17 protein-coding genes are annotated in these 21611 nt (G+C 42.2%); 15 read left to right on the top strand and 2 right to left on the bottom strand.

Annotation, left to right across the window (positions count from 1 at the left end; translation table 11 throughout):
• Positions 1 to 180: 180 nt before the first annotated feature.
• A complete protein-coding gene (locus ACQ4KW_RS20745) occupies positions 181 to 2238 on the bottom strand; it encodes a sigma-54 interaction domain-containing protein (protein ID WP_430884345.1) in 2058 nt (685 codons plus the stop codon).
• Positions 2239 to 2683: 445 nt separating this feature from the next.
• On the opposite strand from ACQ4KW_RS20745, the gene ACQ4KW_RS20740 reads away from it, so the two are divergent.
• The 15 genes from ACQ4KW_RS20740 (at position 2684) to ACQ4KW_RS20670 (ending at position 20663) form a co-directional block, all read left to right on the top strand.
• Entirely contained in the window at positions 2684 to 4282 is a 1599-nt protein-coding gene (locus ACQ4KW_RS20740) for an alpha/beta hydrolase family protein (protein ID WP_430884344.1), read from the top strand.
• Between the two features lie 10 nt (positions 4283 to 4292).
• Positions 4293 to 5363 (top strand): M20 family metallopeptidase, encoded by a 1071-nt coding sequence (locus ACQ4KW_RS20735; RefSeq protein WP_430884343.1) that lies wholly within the window; start codon positions 4293 to 4295, stop codon positions 5361 to 5363.
• 176 nt (positions 5364 to 5539) lie between these two features.
• Positions 5540 to 7093: an ABC transporter substrate-binding protein gene (locus ACQ4KW_RS20730; RefSeq protein ID WP_430884342.1), complete on the top strand. Its 1554-nt coding sequence runs from the start codon at positions 5540 to 5542 to the stop codon at positions 7091 to 7093.
• Positions 7094 to 7240: 147 nt separating this feature from the next.
• Entirely contained in the window at positions 7241 to 8167 is a 927-nt protein-coding gene (gene nikB, locus ACQ4KW_RS20725; RefSeq protein ID WP_430884341.1) for a nickel ABC transporter permease, read from the top strand.
• A 12-nt stretch (positions 8168 to 8179) separates the two neighbouring features.
• Positions 8180 to 9076: an ABC transporter permease gene (locus ACQ4KW_RS20720; protein WP_430884340.1), complete on the top strand. Its 897-nt coding sequence runs from the start codon at positions 8180 to 8182 to the stop codon at positions 9074 to 9076.
• 10 nt (positions 9077 to 9086) lie between these two features.
• On the top strand, positions 9087 to 10076 hold the full coding sequence (locus ACQ4KW_RS20715; protein ID WP_430884339.1) for an ABC transporter ATP-binding protein: 990 nt from the start codon (positions 9087 to 9089) through the stop codon (positions 10074 to 10076).
• Positions 10077 to 10099: 23 nt separating this feature from the next.
• Entirely contained in the window at positions 10100 to 11053 is a 954-nt protein-coding gene (locus tag ACQ4KW_RS20710) for an ABC transporter ATP-binding protein (RefSeq protein ID WP_430884338.1), read from the top strand.
• Between the two features lie 544 nt (positions 11054 to 11597).
• Positions 11598 to 12752 (top strand): protease inhibitor I42 family protein, encoded by a 1155-nt coding sequence (locus tag ACQ4KW_RS20705; RefSeq protein ID WP_430884337.1) that lies wholly within the window; start codon positions 11598 to 11600, stop codon positions 12750 to 12752.
• Between the two features lie 246 nt (positions 12753 to 12998).
• Positions 12999 to 14000 carry a LacI family DNA-binding transcriptional regulator gene (locus tag ACQ4KW_RS20700; protein ID WP_430884336.1) on the top strand — a complete coding sequence of 334 codons (1002 nt, stop codon included), beginning with the start codon at positions 12999 to 13001 and terminating at the stop codon, positions 13998 to 14000.
• An 87-nt stretch (positions 14001 to 14087) separates the two neighbouring features.
• Positions 14088 to 15020 carry a ribokinase gene (gene rbsK / locus ACQ4KW_RS20695; protein WP_430884335.1) on the top strand — a complete coding sequence of 311 codons (933 nt, stop codon included), beginning with the start codon at positions 14088 to 14090 and terminating at the stop codon, positions 15018 to 15020.
• On the top strand, positions 15017 to 15412 hold the full coding sequence (rbsD, locus tag ACQ4KW_RS20690) for a D-ribose pyranase (protein WP_430884334.1): 396 nt from the start codon (positions 15017 to 15019) through the stop codon (positions 15410 to 15412). Before rbsK ends, rbsD begins: the two co-directional genes overlap by 4 nt.
• Positions 15413 to 15424: 12 nt before the next feature.
• On the top strand, positions 15425 to 16918 hold the full coding sequence (gene rbsA, locus ACQ4KW_RS20685) for a ribose ABC transporter ATP-binding protein RbsA (RefSeq protein ID WP_430884333.1): 1494 nt from the start codon (positions 15425 to 15427) through the stop codon (positions 16916 to 16918).
• Positions 16919 to 16920: 2 nt separating this feature from the next.
• A complete protein-coding gene (rbsC, locus tag ACQ4KW_RS20680; protein ID WP_430884332.1) occupies positions 16921 to 17862 on the top strand; it encodes a ribose ABC transporter permease in 942 nt (313 codons plus the stop codon).
• Between the two features lie 23 nt (positions 17863 to 17885).
• Positions 17886 to 19658, top strand: coding sequence for a ribose ABC transporter substrate-binding protein RbsB (gene rbsB / locus ACQ4KW_RS20675; RefSeq protein WP_430884331.1), 1773 nt, complete (start codon positions 17886 to 17888; stop codon positions 19656 to 19658).
• 447 nt (positions 19659 to 20105) lie between these two features.
• Complete coding sequence (locus ACQ4KW_RS20670) at positions 20106 to 20663, top strand: GNAT family N-acetyltransferase (protein ID WP_430884330.1); 558 nt, start codon at positions 20106 to 20108, stop codon at positions 20661 to 20663.
• 168 nt (positions 20664 to 20831) lie between these two features.
• Here ACQ4KW_RS20670 and ACQ4KW_RS20665 read toward each other — a convergent pair whose 3' ends face one another.
• Positions 20832 to 21503 (bottom strand): hypothetical protein, encoded by a 672-nt coding sequence (locus ACQ4KW_RS20665; protein WP_430884329.1) that lies wholly within the window; start codon positions 21501 to 21503, stop codon positions 20832 to 20834.
• Positions 21504 to 21611 lie beyond the last annotated feature (108 nt).

The following is a 21611-nucleotide window of genomic DNA, read 5'->3' as shown; positions in this document are numbered from 1 at the left end:
GACAAGAAATTGCAAGAATCCTCCTTTTTATATTCGGTTGAAGCAGGCGTTTTGAAAAAAAGTAGGGTCCTAAAACAAGTGAAATTTACTAGGGACTAATCTTGGGACGAATAAAGAGCAATAAAAAACAGGTGAATAAATAGGAAGCTATACCTATTCATTCACCTATTTATAAACCTGTTAATTATTTTCTAACAAGAACCGCTCTCCTTTTGGGGTAATGTGACTTCCACTGCGTCCTTTTTTTATAACAATAAGTTGCCGGTCACTCAGGGTCATGAGAATTCTTCTTAGAGTGCTTTCTTGTATGAAAATATCATTCTTTTGCAAGATTTCGAGAATATGCTTTCGACCTGCCGTCTTTTTAATCTCATTGAGAAAGGAGATGGTGGCTAAAACCTGTAGACTCAAGTCAAAATCTGATAAAGCCTCAATGGCTGCCTTGTCATCAAACTTTATATCTGTACGGCTCTCTATCATGCATATGCCGGTCTGGTCAATGATGTACTGGGGCAGGGAGTGCGTGTCCATTATATTTGATGTTTCAACGGTTGAAACGTAGTTGGCAACGTTGTGCAATTCTCGAATATTGCCAGGCCATTTGTAGCCCATGATCCTGCAACGACATTCCTCACTTATTTCAAACTTATGGTTTGTGAAGGCGTCCAGAAGAAGGGGAATGTCATCAATGCGCTTTCGAAGAGGTGGCAGGTTAATTGGAAAGACATTGAGTCTATAAAATAAATCCTTTCTAAAAGCCCCAACTTCAATAAGTTCCAAGGGGTTTTTGTGGGTTGCGGCAATGACTCGAACGTCAATGTCTATAATGCGGTCAGACCCAATGGGGGTGATTTGCCTCTCCTGAAGAACACGAAGAAGTTTTGATTGAAGGTGCATGGGCATATCGCCAATCTCGTCTAAAAAAATCGTCCCATTATTGGCCATTTCAAAAAGGCCTTTTTTCCCTTGTTTAAGGGCCCTTGTAAAAGAACCACTCACATACCCGAAGAGCTCGCTTTCAAGGAGGCTATCAGGAATGGCGGCACCATTGATGGCAATAAAGGGCTGGTGGCACCTATCAGAAGCGTTGTGAATGGCCTGGGCCAAGACTTCTTTTCCCGTACCCGACTCACCGGTTATAAGAACCGTTAAATCTGTTTTAGCGATGCGATGACTGCGCTCGATAATGTCCTTCATCTGTTTTGAAGCTGTCACAATGTCATTGAAGTCGTACTTTGCAATCTGTCCCTTCTGGCGGAGTTTCTTGGTAAGATTTTGTTCTAGTTTCTTTATATAGGTCACCTCTTGAAAAGAGAAATACATTCTCTTTTCCTTATTAAAGTGAACGATGTTTTTCTTCTCAAGGCTGAGGTGTCTGTTGTCAAAACTAATAAGCTCATTAAAGTAATCAGACTTGTAATAGGCAGTCAAGTCAACATCATTAACCACTTGGTGAAGGGCCTGCCCCAGCAAACTTCCCTCAAGCTTGAACATTTCGTTGAATTTTTTATTGTGAACCAAAATTTCTCCTGAGGGATCGGTTAGAACGATTCCGTCGTGGCTTAAATCAAGCATATAGTCAAGCTCTTCTGTTCGAGTCAGCAGGTTGTTGTAGTTGTCTGTTACCGACTCGTTGACACTGAAAATTTTCTGGTAGTAGGTGTAGAGTTTCTGCTGGATGTCCTTGTTATCAATCCCCAGACGCCCCATAATTACCAGCATGGTTGGGATGTCAACAACCCTGTCATCCAGGTTGTAAACATTTTCAATATAGGGTGGAATCAGGTCCATTTCAGAAGGGGAAATGGCATGTTTAATATGTCTGTAATCCTTACCCGGTTCATAAGCAATCAAATTAACATGTTTGATGCCAATATTGTAAAGGGCTGAGACACAGTCAAGCACGGTTTCGATGTTGTCATTCACAACCAGGACATCTGAGTTTTCTGGAAGCTTGTAAAGCTGTTCAAGACCATGTTTTAAAAAGGTTCTGCGGGCCAGGACTATGTTTTTTGGATCTGTGACATGGTCCCTGAGTTTAATGGCCCTTGACCCAGCCATAATGAGAACCAGATCCTCTTCAATGGCCGTTTCTGGGGTTAACTCATCTATGTAGTAATTTTCAACGTGAATGGTATCGCCAAATACCTCTATTATATTTGCCTTAAGTATATTGCCCACATGGCTGGGCCGGCCATTTCGCATTTTAGAATCTGTGACAACCGCAATAGATTTCATTTTCCTACCTCATTTCCTCAAAAATCTTGCTCCCATTATACCTCAATGTTTTAAAATCACGAAACAATTTTATTTCATATGCGTAACATTTGGCATCGTTATTGCAACTATATGGCATAGAGGTGAAAAAATGACGCAGACCATAGACTTAGATGACTTTTTATCAAATCAAATCCTGACAAATTTAAAAATACACCCGAGTGAAACTTTTGGACTCTATTTTGTGAATACACTCAACTATGAAAAGAATGTCTACGATAAACGAGTTTTCCTTATTGATCTCGCGGATTATACCACCTGATTGATTCCTCTGGAGAAGTCTCCGCAAGACTATTATTTCAAGGACGAATTCATTCTTTTTAAGTATTTATATGAAGATAGCACGGCCTTTTACGCATATCACCCAGAAAAGGGGCAACTAAAAAAGGTTTGTGAGATTCCATTTTTGGCTGAAAGTGTTGGATGTGGGGACAAGCTCTATTTTACAGCCCCTATAAAGGCTGATAAAGAAGATGTTTCTATGGAATGCAGCAGTCGCTCTCCTTTTTATATTGAAGGGCGCGGGGTGGTTGGCAAAACCATTACAGGTCTTTTCTCTTCGGATTATGAAGGTCGTAAAATTCAAGTGATAACGGACCTTGAGATGGACATTAATCTCATTGATTATGATTTCAAGAGCAGTCAAATTGTAATGACGGCCTTTAAATCATCAAGGCAAAAGCCCATCTCATCCAGTGTTTTTACATATGATATTAAGACTGAGCAAATGCAAATGTTCACAAGAGGCCAGTACAGGATTGACGCGATTAAGTCTATCAATCCTGAGACCCTGTATTTTATGGGGGTTGATTTAGATAGGAACAACCGAAATGACAACCAGCAGGTCCATAGAATAAACCTGTCATCAGGTGAGGTTATGGGCCATGGAGACTTTGTGGATATGAGCAATGAAAGACCAGTGGTGGTCACAGATTGCTTATTTACTAAAGGGCCAGGAGACTACAAGACCAAGGACCGCTACTATTTTCTCCGTGTTGGAGAAGATAGACAGCTGATTGCATCCATAGATACCAGCGGGCGGACTGAACATATTGATACAGGGCTAAGGGCCATCTCCAATTTTGCAGTGATAAGAGACCGAGTGATTTTACTGGGGCTTAAAGATGAGGGACTTAGCGAAATCTACTGTTATAGAAATAGAGAATTAACAAGGATAACCAGACACAATGACTGGCTAAAAGCCTACAGTGTGTCAAAACCACAGGTTCTAGAAGTGAAGGTTGACGGCATCCTTATAAAAGGCTGGGTCTGCCCGCCACATAAAACAGAATACAGTGAAAAGGATCAAAAAAAGCCCGCTGTTTTAATGATTCATGGTGGACCTAAAATGATTTATTCCGACGTTTTTTCCTTTGATATACAGCTTCTAAGTGCCAAAGGCTATTACGTTCTCTATGCCAACCCCATGGGGAGTGATGGCAGGGGAAATGCCTTTGCTGATATTCGAGGAAACTTTTGTGACTTGCCTTATAAACAACTCATGGCATTTGTCGACAAAGCCCTTCAAATCTATCCAGATATAGATAACATGCGCATGGGCGTGACTGGCGGATCTTATGGTGGTTATATGACCAATCATATTATCACCCAAACGGACAGATTCAGGGCCGCAGTATCTGAAAGAGGCATCAGCAACATGTTGACAGCACTCACTTCATCAGATATTGGCTATAAGTTTGCTGTTGAGTATTCTGCTTGCCGTTGTAATCCGTGGAAAAGTACAAAATCATTTGTCGATATTTCACCAATCATGAATGTCCAGTATGTGAAGACACCCACTCTTTTTAATCATGGAAAAGATGACTTTAGGTGTCATTATACAGAGTCTCTCAACATGTATTCTGCTCTGAGTCAATTGGGGGTTGAGACCCGCTTGTGTTTATATGAAGGTGAGAATCATGGTCTTGTCACTTGCGGAAGACCAAGGTCGAAAAGAAAAAGGTATGAAGAACTGTCATCTTGGTTTGACAAGTATTTGAAATGAGGTTTAACAAATGGACTCACTGAGTTTACTGAAAGCACTGGTGGAGGTCGATTCATCGGTGACTGAGGCGGCCAATCAACTTATAGATTATGCCTTTGCGTTTTTACAGTCCCGAGGCATACAGGGACAAGTCCTTGAAAATGAAGGCTATAAGAGTTATGTCACCACAATTGGAAAAGGTGAAAGAACCCTGGTTCTCAATGGTCATTTGGATGTGGTTTCTGGAAAGCCTCACCAGTTTATCCCCTATGAAGAGGACGGAAAACTCTATGGACGTGGAACAGCCGACATGAAAAGCGGATGTGCTGCCATGATGGGGGCCATTCTAAAGTTAAAAGAAGTGGAAGGTGATTTGGGGTGCCGAGTCATGCTTCAATTGGTAACAGATGAAGAAACCGGGGGCTTTAATTGCTCTAAGTACTTGGCGGAAAACGGCTATACTGGAGACTTTGTTATTTGTACAGAGCCCACGCAATTACAGCCGTCGATTCAGTCAAAAGGCATGATTAAGATGGACGTTTCAACAAGTGGCCTTGCCGCGCATGGGTCAAGACCCTGGGAAGGGGACAACGCCATCGTAAATGCCTTTAGGGATTTCATGGCCATCGAAAAACTGCCCATTCTGGAAGAAGGCAGTGCCTTTTACAAATGCTCCACTGTGAATTTAGCCTTGATTAAAGGGGGCGATATTTACAACAGGGTGCCGGCATCTTGTGTGATGGGACTTGATATCAGATATGTGCCCCATGTGGACCCGCATGAAATTATTAAAGCTGTAAAAGATGTTGTTTCTGGAAGTGTTCATGTTGTAAATATGGAGCCAGGTGTCCTAGTTCAGCCAACACATGCCTATATTGAAAAACTAAAAAGTGCCATAAAAAAAGTAGTGCCTGACCACGACCTTCAAATTGTCGGTCAACACGGTGGATCAGACGCCAGGTTTTTCGCAGCCCAAGGTATACCAGCCATTGAAATGGGACCCAAGGGAGACGCTTGGCATGGTGACGGTGAGTATGTGGACATACAGTCCCTTTATGACCTGGAGAAAATACTTGTTGAACTGGCCCTGAATTTTACTTAAATGGATCGCTTGATTTAATGAAATTAAGGGGATGTTCAAATTGGACCTCTTGAAGATGCATGCCTTAGATGTCTTATAATTACAATTTTATACAGTGATATTAAAGGGGGAACCTTTGATATAGATCAGATTAAAAAGTTCCAGATAGACTGGGACAAATAGGAGAGGAGACAATCATGAAAAAGTTTTTATCATTACTTATGGTCATGGCACTGGTTCTAGGGTCTCTGGCTGGATGTTCTGCACCAGCTGAAGACACTCCAAGCGGTGATCAAGGCGCAAGCTCTGAAGGTTCTTCTGAGGGCACAGAACCTGTGTCTAAGGATGAACTTAAAATTGCTCTAGCAGCAGATATCACATCGCTTGATCCGCAGGGACACAACGATACCAAATCAGAAAAGGTATCCTTCCTGCTTTTTAACCGTCTGTTCAGACTAAATACAGATTTTGAAGTGGAAGCTGATCTGGCAGAAAGCTGGGAGCAACCATCACCAACAGAGTGGGTCATTAAAATCAAGGAAGGCGTAAAATTCCATGATGGTACGGAAATGAAGGCTTCTGATGTGAAGTATTCACTGGAAAGATCTCAGACAATGCCAAAGGTTCAGCACGTTCTGGCTGAGGTTGAGTCCATTGAAGTTGTGGATGATTACACTGTAAAAATCACAACAAAGACAGCTTTTGCACCATTCCTTTATACCCTCGTTCACGCTGGTGCGTCTATTGTACCGGAAGCTTATGTGGAATCAGGGGATGAATTCTCAAATCCTGTTGGATCTGGACCTTACACATTTGTTGAGTGGGTATCAGGTGACAAGATCACCCTTAAGAAAAATGAAAACTACTTTGATGCAGACAACATGGGTCAAATGGACACAATTACATTTAAGGTCATTCCAGAGGGAACATCAAGAACAATTGCCCTTGAAACAGGTGAGGTTGATGTCGTTGACGAACTGCCGTCAAATGATGTGAGCAAGGTGGAAGATGCATCAGATTTAACAATGTATTCATCAGCATCTACAAGAATTGATTATCTTGGCATGAACACACAAATGGCGCCGTTTGACAACAAACTGGTTCGCCAGGCATTTAATTACGCTGTTGACAAGCAAGCGGTTATGATGGTTGCCATCGATGGCACAGGTGTTGCAACAGAATCAATCCTTGCACCATCTATGCTTGGTTACAAGGCATCTGAATACAAGTATGATCCAGAAAAAGCTAAGGAACTGCTTGCAGAAGCGGGATACCCAGATGGTTTTGAACTCACTCTTTGGGCATCAGGTGACCAGAGAAAGCGAATGGCAGAGGTCATTCAGGCCAATTTAATGGAAGTGGGCATCACGGCAACAATTGAAATGCTTGAGTGGGGTACATACATTGACGAACTTATGGCTGGAAACGGTCAAGCTTTTGTTATGGGCTGGACATCAAACCCAGACCCAGATTCAACTTTAACACCGCTTTACTATTCAGGCAGTGTTGGAGGCATGAACTTCACACGCATTGAAGATGAAAAAGTTGATGAACTGATTATGTCAGGTCGTGTGGAAATGGACATGGAAAAACGTGTAAATATCTACAACGAACTTCATGCTTACACAATGGAACAAGCACCGCTTGTGCCACTGTTTACTAAGAACAACCTAGTGGGTGCCAATTCAGGTCTATCTGGCGTTGAGTTGAGTCCACAGGGCTTATGGAATATAGAAAAAATTTCTTACTAAAGACACATCATTTTGTAACAGATGCGAAAGGTAATGTGTTCCAGTCTGTAATCCAGGCTGGAGCACTTTATCCCTTTATGGATGTTTTGTAATTTTTAGCAAGGTTTATGGAGGCAGTCGCATAGTTTAGAAAGGACTGGAGGCAAAATGTCTAAGTATATTTTAAGAAGACTCTTACTCATGGTTCCTGTACTGATTGGTGTCACATTTCTAGTTTTTTTCATTATCAGCCTAACGCCTGGAGATCCGGCGACTATGATTCTTGGAAATGGCGCCACAGAAGAAGCCATCATCAATCTTCGTGAGGAAATGGGTCTTAATGATCCTGTTGTTGTTCAGTACGGCAGCTATATGAAAGACTTACTATCTGGAGACATGGGCACATCTTACTCCACAGGAAAAGCTGTGAGCGGTGAAATTGGACAAAGATTTCCAAACACGCTTAAGCTCACAATTAGCGCCATTATATTATCTGTACTTATTTCCATTCCTATTGGTGTCATATCTGCCACACGTCAGTATTCTCTTTTTGACAACGTTGGCATGATTGTGGCCTTGGTTGGTATTTCCATGCCATCCTTTTGGGTGGGGCTTATCCTCATCATTGCTTTTTCATTGAACTTAGGATGGTTCCCATCCGGTGGGATGGAGGGCATCATGAGTTTAATACTGCCAGCCTTTACACTGGCCATTGCATCAACGGCCTCTATTACAAGGACAACCCGATCCTCCATGCTTGAGGTTATCCGTCAAGACTATATTGACACAGCCAAGGCAAAGGGTGTGAGCCGAAACATTGTGATTCGTAAGCATGCCCTTAAAAACGCCCTCATTCCTGCCATAACAGTTATAGGTCTAGAATTTGGGGTTCTTCTTGGTGGTGCAGTTTTAACTGAAACGGTCTTTTCTTGGCCGGGAATTGGTCGACTGATGGTTGAGTCCATTCAAAGAAAAGACACACCAATGATTCTAGGATGTATTATCATCTTTGCGGTTTCATTTAGCCTAGTTAACCTGCTCATAGATATTCTCTATTCATTTATCGATCCGAGAATTAAAGCGAGCTATAAGTAAGGAGGGGACGTCATGAGTGCAAAAGTAGAAGCGCTTTCAGCAGAGGAACTGCTGAAAACGAAAAAGAGAAGTCAGTCTGCTGATGTCTGGAAAAGACTCAAGCGTAGCAAAACGGCTGTTCTTGGTATTGTCCTTGTTGCCATATTTCTTGGCATGGCTCTCTTCGCACCAGTTATAGCTGATTATGAAGGGCAGGCCCTGAAAATCAACGTTATGGAGAGACTGCAAGGACCAAGTGCAGACCATATATTCGGTACAGATGAATTTGGCCGTGATATTTTCGCTCGTGTGGTTTACGGGACAAGAATTTCATTGTTTGTTGGGATTATTTCCGTATCCATTGCCCTGTCCATAGGCGGATTTCTAGGCGCTATTGCAGGCTATTACGGGGGTAAAATTGACAATGTGATTATGCGTGTGCTCGATGTCATACTGGCTGTGCCCACCATACTCCTTGCCATCACCATAGTTGCATCTCTGGGGGCAAGCATGATCAACCTCATGATTGCCGTAGGCATATCCAATATACCGGGATTTGCTCGTATTGTCAGGGCATCTGTCTTAAGTGTTAAGGATCAGGAGTTTATTGAGGCGGCCAAGGCCATTGGCGCAAAAGACTATATTATTATATTAAAGCATGTCCTGCCCAATTCCATGGCGCCCATTATTGTATATGCAACCTTGAAGGTGGCAACAGCCATTATGGCGACGGCGTCCCTAAGCTTTATTGGACTTGGTGTTCAACCACCAACCCCAGAATGGGGCTCTATGCTTGCAGGGGGACGTCAGTATATCCGTGATCAAATGTATATTGTCATGTATCCGGGGTTGGCCATTGTTTTAACAGTTCTATCCCTAAACCTTATTGGGGGTGGTCTGCGTGACGCACTGGATCCGAAGTTGAAATAGGAGGCTTGGCGTGAGTGAAAAAGTACTGAACATAAAAGATTTGACAGTGCAGTATCATACAGACGAAGGTGTTGTTGAGGCTGTCAATGGTATTGATATAGAACTTGAAAAGGGTAGAACCCTAGGACTTGTAGGAGAAACCGGTGCAGGCAAGACGACCACAGCCCGGTCCATTATGCAGCTTATTCAGTCTCCGCCAGGAAAAATCATTAAGGGGAGCATAAGCCTAAATGGCCTCGATGTGATGAGCGCTTCAGAAAAACAACTTGAAAAAATCCGTGGGGCCCAGGTCTCCATGATTTTTCAGGATCCAATGACGGCCCTTAATCCTGTTATTACTGTGGGGGACCAAATTGCAGAAGCCATTCTTATTCACCAAAAGGTGTCCCAGGAAGAGGCCAAGGAAAAGGCCAAAGAAATGCTCGAAATGGTCGGTATTCCAGGGGCGCGTCTTGGGGAGTATCCCCACCAATTCTCAGGCGGTATGAAGCAGCGTGTGATTATTGCCATTGCCTTGTCCTGTTCACCTCAGCTCCTTATAGCAGATGAGCCTACAACAGCCCTAGACGTGACCATACAGGCCCAGGTTCTTGAACTGATGAAGGCCCTTAAAGAAAAGTTTGAAATGGCCATGATTATGATTACCCATGACCTGGGTGTTGTTGCAGAGGTCTGTGACGATGTTGCCATAATGTATGCCGGTCGTGTTGTGGAACAGGGCAATTTGGAAGATATTTTTAGAAGAACAAAGCACCCCTATACAGAAGGGCTTTTTAACTCCATTCCCAATATAGATGACAGAAAATCAGAATTGATTCCTATTAAGGGACTCATGTCTGATCCATACAATTTGCCAGAGGGTTGTTCTTTCTGTGACAGATGCAACTATGCCATGGCTCTTTGCAAAACAAAAAAGCCTGAAAAAGTCTATTTCTCTGAGACCCATTTTACAGAGTGTCATTTATACAGTGAAAACAAGGATTTTGCACTGAGGGGCTAGGCGTATTGAAAGGAGGATTAGACATGTCAGATGTACTACTGGAAGTGAAGAATTTAAAGAAATACTTTGATACGCCAAATGGTCAGCTCCATGCCGTTGATGATGTCAGCTTTGCCATTGAAAAGGGGAAGACCCTAGGCATTGTAGGCGAGTCAGGCTGTGGAAAGTCGACAACGGGGCGTGTTATTCTCAGGCTTCTTGAAGCCACAGACGGAGAAATTATATATGAAGGCCAAAACATTCGAGATCTAAACAAGGATCAAATGCGGGACTTGCGCAAGGAGCTTCAAATTATTTTTCAGGATCCCTTCTCCTCACTTGATCCAAGGATGACCGTGTCTGAAATTATCGAGGAACCCATTAAACTGAATAAGCTGATTCCTGATAAGACGAAAAGGTTTGAACGGGTTTTAGAATTGATGGATCTTGTTGGTCTATCAAGGCGAATGATCAACACCTACCCTCATGAACTGGATGGTGGCAGACGACAAAGGATCGGTATTGCAAGGGCCCTTGCGCTGAACACCAAGTTTATAGTGTGTGATGAGCCGGTATCAGCCCTGGATGTTTCCATTCAGGCCCAGATACTCAACCTCATGAATGAACTTCAAAAGAAATTGGGACTAACCTATATTTTCATCACCCATGATTTATCAGTTGTGAACCATTTTTCTGATGACATAGCGGTTATGTATTTAGGCAAGCTTATTGAAAAGGCACCGGCAGAGGCTCTTTTTGACAACCCTGTCCATCCTTATACAAAGGCCCTGCTTTCAGCCATTCCAAGACCATCCCTTGATCGGAAAATGGAAAAGATCATATTAAAAGGGGAAATCACATCACCAATTAATCCTGAGCCGGTTTGCCGATTTGCAAACAGATGCAACCATGCCCAGGACATATGCCGAAATCAGGAACCGCAACTTGAAGAAATTGCACCTGGCCACTTTGTGTCATGCCATTTATTCAAGGGGTAGTGGTGATAAAAGCGAGTAGCTATTTAAAAGAATACCCTTAAATAAAGATAGTCTTAAAGGAAGATAGCCTTTTAAAAATTAAAGATCTATTTTATAAACAGATGCTGACGACTTGTTGGCATCTGTTTTTGTGTGTTTAAACCAGAAGGTGATATGTGCGTGGGGAAGATTTTAGGGAAGTGGTAGGGGTATTTGGTATGACAGGGGTGATCCATTCTTTTTAATCTTAAGACCATACTTGTGAAAAAGCAGAATAAATTGTGGATGAATAAAAAAAATATTGAAATTATCCACAGACAAGTTATAAAGCGAGCTTGGTGTCACAAAAACAAGTGAATTTCGGAAAAAATATAAGATTTCTTTCGAATATCGGGAACTTTTTGTTCTCCAGTCCGTCTAAGCTAGTGTAAGGCAAAATGATATGTTAACTTTTCGCTCTCTTATAGGGTATATAAAGAAGTGAAACTTCCTTTTACTAGGCAGTAATAACTCAATGAAAAAATAATAATACACGTATAAAAGCAAGGTATATTAGGAGGAAATTATGAACAGACAAGTTAGAGCAAGATTAGGAGCCATTTTGGTAGGTCTTATGTCATTATCAAGTATCGGGAGTTTTGCAGACACGCAGGTGACTCCAGTCTTAATATCAGCCCCTATAACAGAAGTGGATGAGGATGTGAATGTCGTGGCGGTCCCAGTATTATATGAAGATGCATCTGTGCCTTTTACGGTGAACATTGTAAAGGATGCATTTACAATTATACTTGATAGCAATCCATCCACAGGTTATAGCTGGGATTTTGAAGTGCGTGATGAAAAGCAAGTTGACTTTCTAAGCCAAGACCTTATAATGCCAGCAGATGCCATGCCAGGAACGGGTGGCAAAGCCACTTTCACATTTAAGGCCCTTGAAGAGGGTGTGTCAACAATTCAGTTTAAGTATGGTCAGAGCTGGGACGAGTCTACTGCTAAGACCCTAGATATTATGGTTTACAAGAATGGCGACAAACTCTTTGTAGAAGAAGACAAAATCGTGACCATAGCAGATGGCAAGTTAAATGAAAATAATGATAAAGACCAAATTATGGACGGAAAAATTGAAATTGATGAAGAAAACCGTGTGGTCCTTTACAATGAAGAACAAGTGGGGGACTTTGGCATTGAAATGTATGGGGATATAACAATGGTGCCCCTAAGTTCCACACTGACTGCCCTTGGGTATGAAGTGACTTGGAACTCTGAAACACGATCTGTTGACATTCAAAAAGGTGCCCAGTGGACATCTATTAAAATTGGTGAAAATGCCTATTTTAAAAACAGAATGGCGCCACAACCCCTAAGCGCTGAACCAATTATTATTGATGGTTACACTTATGTGCCGGCTGAATTTTTAGTGGAAATACTGGGCATTGGTGTACAAGTGGAGAGTGGATCATTAATTTTGACTGACCATGAAGCTGTTATTCATTCAGGGTATGTGACAGACATTAGTTATGATGAAACAGGGACAAAGACCATAACCATTGCTGATGAAAAAGGTTCAACAGACTATATGAACATGACAGTGATTCATACATCACAAGCCTACACATACTACAATACAGACGTTGAAGTGGGTGCTTACATCCATGTGGCTTCACCGCAGTTTATGACAATGAGCCTGCCTGCCCAAACATCAGGATACATTGTTTACTAAGACATATTAGAAGGCCCTATATAAACAGTAGAGGATAATTAAAACACCATTCGATGAAAGATTCAATTTGAGTCACTTTCACCGAGTGGTGTTTTTATGTTTTTCCAGGATGGGATGTTAAAGGTATAAGAGGCGATAGTGACTCTTAATGAGGTTAGGAAATAGGGTCTGAAAATGAATATTTGACAAATGTTAAAGTATTGATATAATTTAGGTAAACGTTTAACCCGGGATGGTGAAAGACTCTTGAAAGCGACAATAAAAGACATAGCCCGTCTGGCAGATGTGTCAACCGCAACGGTTTCAAAGGTTGTGAATGGCAAAGATGAAAAAATATCTGCTGCGACGAGGATGCGTGTCATGAAGATAATTGAAGATGTGGGATATGTGCCAAATCGAATTGCAAGTTCAATGGTCACTAAGAAAACAAAGACTCTTGGTCTGATCATACCGGATATTGCAAACCCATTTTTCCCTGAACTGGCCCGTGGTGCTGAAGACCTTGCCAACAAGGAAGGTTACACCCTGATTCTTTGCAATTCTGATAACAGTCTTGAAAAAGAAGATGCCTACATAGACATGTTACAGGAAAAAATGGTGGACGGCATTATATTCACAGCATCAAGTAGCCGTACTGAAGTGAGTTCAGCGCTGAAAAGGGTAAGAATTCCGGTTATCACCGTGGATCGAGATATTGATGGATTAAAATCACAAAAGAAAATAGTGGTGGACAATGAAGTGGGCGCATATGAAGCTGTGACCCATATGATTGATCGAGGCTATAAAAGAATTTATCACATTTCTGGGCCGATGACATCAAAACCTGCCCAGCAAAGATACAAGGGGTATTTGCGTGCCCATGAAGAAAAAGGTTTAAATCCGTTTGAGAACCATTTACTTTCGGGTACATATACAGGAGACTGGGGTTTTAAAAGTGTGGAAAAGCTGATTTCCCAAAAAGCACAGTTTGATGGGATTTTCTGCGGCAATGACCTTATTGCTCTCGGGGCTCTGAAAGCCCTGCATTCTCAAAACATTAAGGTGCCTGAGCGCGTTGGACTTGTGGGTTATGATGATATTTACATGGCTCAAATGGTGACGCCAGAGCTGACAACGGTCAACCAGCCCAATTATGAAATGGGGTATCAAGCCGCTCAAATGTTAGTGGGCATGATTCAGGGCAAGACTGTTAAACCAAACAAAGATGCCCTTAAAACAAAGTTGGTTGTAAGGGGCACAACAAGGTAGGATAAGACCCCAAGTGTTTTAAAAATAAAGCGCTTGGGGAGACATATTTTTTTACAAGGTTAAACGTTTAACCTAAGGAGTGAGAAGATGAAGAAAGTACTTGTACTTGGCAGTTTAAACATGGATTTGGTGACAAATGTCAAGGTAACACCAAAGGTTGGAGAAACTATTTTAGGACGGGGCTTTAGTGAAATTCCCGGTGGAAAGGGTGCCAACCAAGCTGTGGCCATGGGTCGCTTAGGTGGTCAGGTCTCTATGCTCGGACGGGTTGGAGATGACAACTTTGGCACTGATTTATTAGAAGCGCTGACAAAAAGCGGTGTGAAGAGTGACAATGTGAAAAAGGTCTCTGGTTCACCAACAGGTACGGCCCTTATTATGGTCAACGATGACGGGGACAATTCCATTGTTGTTATACCGGGTGCCAATTTTAAATTGACACCTGACTGTATAGAAAGCAAAGAGGTGGATAAGGCCCTAAAAGAGGCAGACTACCTTGTGGCTCAACTGGAAACACCAATGGAAACCATAGAACTGGCCTTTGATAAAGCTAAGAAGATGGGACTGAAAACTGTCCTCAATCCGGCACCGGCTCAAGCATTATCAAAATCCCTTATTTCAAATGTGGACTTGCTGATCCCAAATGAAACAGAGTTTGAACTTTTGACGGGACACTCTGCAGAAACTAAGGAAGGACTTCAAGCGGGGGCGGACCTTCTATTTGATCAGGGCATAAGTGCTCTTATTATAACTTTGGGCAAGAAGGGCGCACTCTATATTGATAAAGATCATAAGAACTTCCACGTATCAGGCTATAAAGTGGAAGCGGTGGATACAACAGCGGCAGGTGATAGTTTCATAGGTGGTCTTGTAACAGCCCTTTCAGAAGGAGCAAGTATGGAAGATGCCATGGCCTTTGCCATGAAGGTTGGAGCTGTCACTGTGACAAAACACGGGGCACAGAGCTCCCTGCCAAGCCGGAAAGAAATTGAGTCATTCAAAGGGGTGAAGAGAAAGTGATCAAAAACAAACTGCTCAATGCAGATATTTTAGAAGTGATCAGCAAAATGGGGCATACAGACGAGATTGTAATTGCTGATGCCGGTCTACCCATTCCTGATGGGGTAAGGAGAATTGATCTGGCTCTTACGGCAGGTCATCCAACATTTATGGATGTTTTGAAGGCCTTACTGGACAGCTTTGAATGTGAAAGCTATACCCTGGCCACTGAGATTAAGGACAATAATCCTGTCATTGAGAGCCATGTTCATGGACTGCTTGAAGATAAGGAAGTCACCTATATTTCTCATGAAGCTTTCAAGGTGAAAACGGGAAGTGCCAAAGCGGTAATACGCACAGGGGAATGTACGCCCTATGCAAATGTGATATTAAAGTCTGGTGTTATTTTTTAAGGATGTGGCAAAATGCGTGAGAAGATACTTGAAATGAAACATGTCACCAAGACTTTTCCGGGTGTGAAAGCCCTAGATGATGTTCATTTGAACGTTTATCAGGGGCAAGTCATGGCCTTACTTGGTGAAAACGGCGCAGGCAAGTCCACTTTGATGAAAATCTTATCTGGTGTTTATAGAAAGTCAGAAGGCACCATACGGTTTAAGGGACAAGACGTCGAGATGAAAGGGCCTAAAGATGCTCAAGACCTGGGTATAGCTATTATTCATCAAGAACTAAATCTTATAGAAGAAATGTCCATAGGAGAGAATATTTTTCTTGGCAGGGAGCCAAAGAAATTTTTGAATGTTATGGATTGGCAGGCCCTTATGAAAAAATCTGAAGACCTGCTGACTTCACTAAATATTAAGGTTGATCCCCGAAAGAGTGTGAAAAACTTTTCCATAGGCAACAAGCAGATGTTTGAAATTGCCAAGGCACTTTCCCTAGACGCAGAACTCATCATTATGGATGAGCCAACAGATGCCCTAACAGATCAAGAAACAGAAAGCCTTTTTGAAGTGATACGTGCCTTGAAGGCTGAGGGAAAAAGCATTGTATATATCTCGCATAGACTAAAAGAAATATTTGAAATATGTGATGATGTAACAGTCTTGAGAGATGGACAGTTTATTGCTGAAAAGAGTGTGTCAGAAATCAATGAAGACATGCTTATCGAGCTTATGGTTGGTCGAAAGCTTGAAGACCAGTATCCGTATTTAAACTCGGACAGTGGTGATGTGGTGCTGAAGGTTCACGAGCTTAAAAATGCCCATGTAAGAAATATCAGCTTTGAACTGAAAAAAGGGGAAATCCTTGGTGTGGCAGGTCTAATGGGAGCCGGAAGAACAGAGCTGGCAAAAACCCTATTTGGACATTTTAAAATGGATTCAGGAAGTGTGGAGCTGGACGGACAGCCCCTAACAATAAAAAGTGAAAAACAGGCGATCGAGTCGGGCATTACCTATGTGTCGGAGGATCGAAAAAAAGATGGACTGGTTCTAGGCATGTCTGTTAAAGAGAACATGTCTATGTCGGCCCTAAAAAGACTTTCTAAGTCTGGTCTTATTAATCAGTCCTTAGAAAAGAAAATGGCTGATGACTTTGTTGGACACCTGTCCATAAAAACCCCATCGCTTAACCAGAAGATCAAGTTCTTATCGGGGGGCAACCAGCAAAAAGTCAGCATTTCAAAGAGTCTCATGACAGATCCAAAGGTTCTTATACTGGATGAACCAACCCGTGGGGTAGATGTAGGGGCTAAAAAAGAAATTTATGACTTAATGAATGAGTTTAAAGAAAAAGGTATGGCCATTTTAATGATTTCATCAGAAATACCTGAACTTCTGGGCATGTGTGACCGTATTATGGTCATGCATGAGGGAACCATTTCTGGCATTATCCATAGAAGCACTGCAAACCAGGAAGGCATTATGCGTCTGGCTGTAGGCCTTAGGAGGGAATAAATATGAAGCAAGGTATTAAAGAAAACCTAGGTCGATTCCAGTCGGTCATCGGTCTGGTTATGTTTTCCGTGATTATATCGTTTATGAGTGACCGTTTTTTCACATGGTCAAATATGTTCAATGTCTTTAGACAAACATCAGTCAATGCCATTATTGCAGCGGGGATGACATTTGTTATTTTAACCGGGGGTATAGACCTGTCAGTGGGTTCCACGTTGGCTATAAGTGGTGCGGTTGCTGCCTTTATGCTTGCGGGCGGTTCTTCAGCTTTTGTCGCAGTGCTGGCAGCCCTTCTTGTAGGTCTTGGCATTGGCCTTTTCAATGGTTTTGTCATTTCAAAAGGCAAATTACAGCCATTTATCGTAACCCTGGCAACTATGACAGTTTTTCGTGGAGCCACTCTGGTTTTCACAGATGGAAAGCCGATTAGTGCAGGGTATGAGGCCAACGCTGAAGCCTTTTCGAACATTGGTAACGGCTACACACTGGGTGTTCCAAATCCAATTCTGATTATGGCGGCTATTTTTGCAGCTTGCTATTTTATATTGAAACACACAACCATTGGACGCTATGTCTACTCAACAGGTGGCAATGAAGAAGCCACTCAGTTATCTGGAGTGAGTGTCCACAGGGTAAAATTATTCGTTTATGGCATGAGTGGTCTTATGGCCGCAGTGGGTGGGATTCTTATCACATCCAGACTGGCCTCTGCTCAACCCACAGCTGGTTCAGGCTATGAACTGGATGCCATTGCCGCTGTTGTGCTCGGGGGCACATCTCTTGCAGGCGGTGTGGGTTCTGTTATCGGCACCATAGTCGGTGCGTTTATTATCGGTATTCTTAACAACGCTCTGAATCTCTTAAACGTGACGTCTTATTATCAGCTCCTAGCAAAGGGCTTAGTGATTCTTATTGCGGTGTTATTGGATCAAAAAGAGAAATAATGAAAATGAGGAGGAGGATTCAAATGAAAAAGTTTATGGCATTTCTCATGGTTGCAGTTATGGTCATGGGCATGTTGGCTGGGTGTAGTGCACCAGCTGAGGAGACACCAGCAGGCGGCGGGGAAGATATGGCGGCTGCAGGGAAAATTGGTTTAATTGTATCAACACTTAACAACCCGTTCTTTGTAACACTAAAGGATGGTGCAGAAGCTGAGGCTCAGTCAATGGGTCTTGAAATGATTGTTTTAGATTCTCAAAATGACCCAGCTAAAGAGCTGGCAAACATGGAAGATTTACTCACACAAGATGTAGACGTTATACTTATTAACCCAACGGATTCAGATGCTGTTGGAAACGCTATCAAAATGGCCAATGACAAAGGCGTTCCTGTTATCACCCTTGATAGAGGTGCCAATGCAGGTGAAGTTGTCACACATATTGCATCTGATAATGTATCAGGTGGTGTGATGGCTGGCGAGTACATTGCAGAACTTCTTGGCGGCAGCGGCAAGGCTGTTGAACTTGAAGGTATTGCAGGCACATCAGCAGCAAGAGACCGTGGTGCTGGGTTCAACAAGGCTTTAGAAGGCAAGGATATTGAAGTGGTGGCAAGACAGGTGGCAGACTTTGATAGAACAAAGGGTCTTTCTGTTATGGAAAACATCCTTCAAGCACAACCAGAAATTGACGCTGTTTTCGCACACAATGATGAAATGGCACTTGGGGCTCTTACAGCGGTTCAGTCCTCAGGTCGAGATATTCTAATCGTTGGTTTTGATGCAACAGATGATGCTGTTAAAGCGGTTGAAGCAGGTCATATGGCGGCAACTGTGGCCCAACAACCTGACTTGATAGGGTCTTTAGGTGTTAAAGCAGCGAAGGATGTTATTGATGGCGCCACTGTCGAAGAATTTATACCAGTTGATCTGAAGCTGATCACTGGTGACATGACAATGACAGAAACAGAAGACAGTGCCATGATGGGCAGTGGTCAAAAGGTGGGTCTCATTGTATCCACACTGAACAACCCATTCTTTGTCACTCTAAAAGACGGTGCTGAAGCCAAGGCAGAAGAACTAAACCTAGAACTCATTGTTCTGGATTCACAAAATGATCCAGCCAAAGAACTTGCAAACATGGAAGATTTACTCACGCAAGATGTGAGTGTTATTCTTATTAATCCAACAGATTCAGATGCTGTTGTAAATGCCATCAAAATGGCCAATCAAAAAGGCATTCCAGTTTTAACCCTTGATCGTGGAGCCAATGCGGGTGAAATTGCAACGCATATTGCCTCAGATAATGTGGCAGGCGGCATGATGGCTGGCGAGTACATTGCTGAAATGCTAGGTGGCAGTGGCAAAGTTGTGGAACTTGAAGGCATTGCAGGCACATCAGCAGCAAGAGACCGTGGTGCTGGATTCAACAAGGCCCTAGAAGGCAAGGACATTGAAGTGGTAGCAAGACAGGTAGCAGACTTTGATAGAACAAAGGGGCTTTCTGTTATGGAGAATATCCTTCAAGCACAACCGGAAATTGATGCAGTGTTTGCACACAATGATGAAATGGCCCTAGGTGCTCTAAAGGCTGTTGAGTCTTCTGGACGAGATATTATGATTGTTGGTTTCGATGCCACAGATGATGCTGTTAAAGCTGTTGAAGCGGGTTCATTAGCTGCAACAGTGGCACAGCAACCAGATATGATTGGTAGCCTGGGCGTAGAAAGTGCCCTTAAGGTTCTTATGGGAGAATCTGTAGAGGCATACGTTCCAGTAGAGCTAATGCTTGTTAAGTAGTCCCCTCTATTCAGTTATTTGAAGATTGGCACTTGGAAAGCTACTAAATTAAAGTGTATAATGCGTGGCTATGCATCTTGAATGATGCATAACAAGTCGCCCTCATTCAAAATGACTGAAGTTTTTAATATGTGAGCATTTGAAAAGTTATACTGGAATATTCTATCAATATAGACCTTGACATGGTATTGATAGGGTTTAAAGTGATTGTTTTTCAAATGTTCTAAGAAACATCGTATAAGAAAAAGAGCCTTCTTTCATGGTCTTAATGACCAGGAGGAGGGCTCTTTTTCCTTATGTATATGTCAAGAAGAGGAAAAAATCTATTATGAAAACTGAATTTTAAGAAAATTTAACCAAATATACTATTGTCAATTTATATAAGAAGCGTAATATTGAATCAGACGAATAAAATATTTGACAAATGGTATGAACAGGAGATTGTATATGGAAAAATCTAAATGGGACAGTGGCGTTCTTTACGGTTTTGAATCTGAACGCATTAAGTTCACAAAAATGCGAATAGAAAACTCAAATGCCATTCATGTGATGGCTTCAAACTCAGAGGTATCGAAATATATTGGATGGCCCCTCACAGAAAGCATGAATGAAACAAGGGAATATGTTGCGGAAATGCTTAGAAGAGAAGAGGCTGGCACTTTTAAATATGCCAATATCGAGGACAAGAGATTTGGAAATGTAATAGGCACGGTTATGTTGTTTGGACATGATGAGGATGCTCGGCACGCAGAACTGGGCTATGTTATTGACAAAAGTATTTGGGGTAAGGGTATAGGCACAGAAGTGGTCGAACTGGCTATGAAGGTGGCCTTTAAAGACCTAGGCCTTCGTAAACTTCACGCTAGAGTTGTTGGTGAGAATGTGGGGTCAGGCAGAATTCTTGAAAAGAATGGATTTGTTAAAGAAGGCTGTCTGAAGGACTACTATAATATTGATGGTGAGTTTATGGACTGTGTGCTTTATGGTGGTTTTGATGAAGCCTAGATCTTGCATGAAAGAGTAATTCCACAAAGTGATATATTCCCGTTCATTTGCCTATGTGGGGCGCTGTTAATAGTAGAACACAAGAATAAAAAGGATTGGCCTGATAAAAATCGGCCAATCCTTTTATTTTAAAATTGATTTATTGTTATGAGTACACTTTGCCTTCATCTATGCCGTTTTCTTCTTCTTAGCAAAGCCTAGAATTGCACCGAGTGCAATGCCTAGGAAGGCTGCCATAAGCACGCGGTATACAGGTGGCATGAGGAATGTGATAGTGTGTGCAGGAATCCAGAAGAATGGAATCGTCTTGAAATATACAAATCCAACCAGACCCTGGAAATCAATTGTATCAACAACTTCTGCAAGTTTTACACCGCTTAAATTACCGATTTTTCCACCACTTAGGTCAATGTAAGTGTCCGTGAGCTTGTGAAAACCCATCATGACAGGTGCAAAGATTGCATTCATAAAAGCACTGATAAAGAATGCTGTTAGAATTTTTGCGCCCATTGAACCGTTTGCAAACATTGGCAGTAGACCATCGCTGATAAGAGCTTTTACACCCGTTGAGAAAATAGTAAAGGCCATAGCAATGATAATACCTAGTACCCCCCAAACCACAGCGCGCCAGAAAAGACCGACAGGTTTTTTCCACTCTCCAGCTGTGATACGTCCACCAAGCACTTCACCCATTGTACCCAGCACGAAGAATTTAATAAATGCCATGATAAGAGGGTGGTTTTTCGAACTCTCGACGAATACGTTATGTGTTGCCGGGAGTGTTAAAAATGCAATAACAGCTAGTAGGCCACCGACCCACATTAGATCTCCTTTTTTCATGAAGAAAGACCCCTTTCAGTTTATAATGTTGTGAATAAGTTCTCCCACTCATTATATAGAAATTAAGGAGGAAGTTAAAGGGAAATTTGAAGTGTTACAAAAACAGTT

Origin of the sequence: Tianxiuia mixotrophica (genome assembly GCF_050596425.1) — a bacterium.
Lineage (GTDB): Bacteria > Bacillota > Clostridia > Peptostreptococcales > Acidaminobacteraceae.
This window is presented reverse-complemented; position numbering and strand designations above follow the sequence as displayed.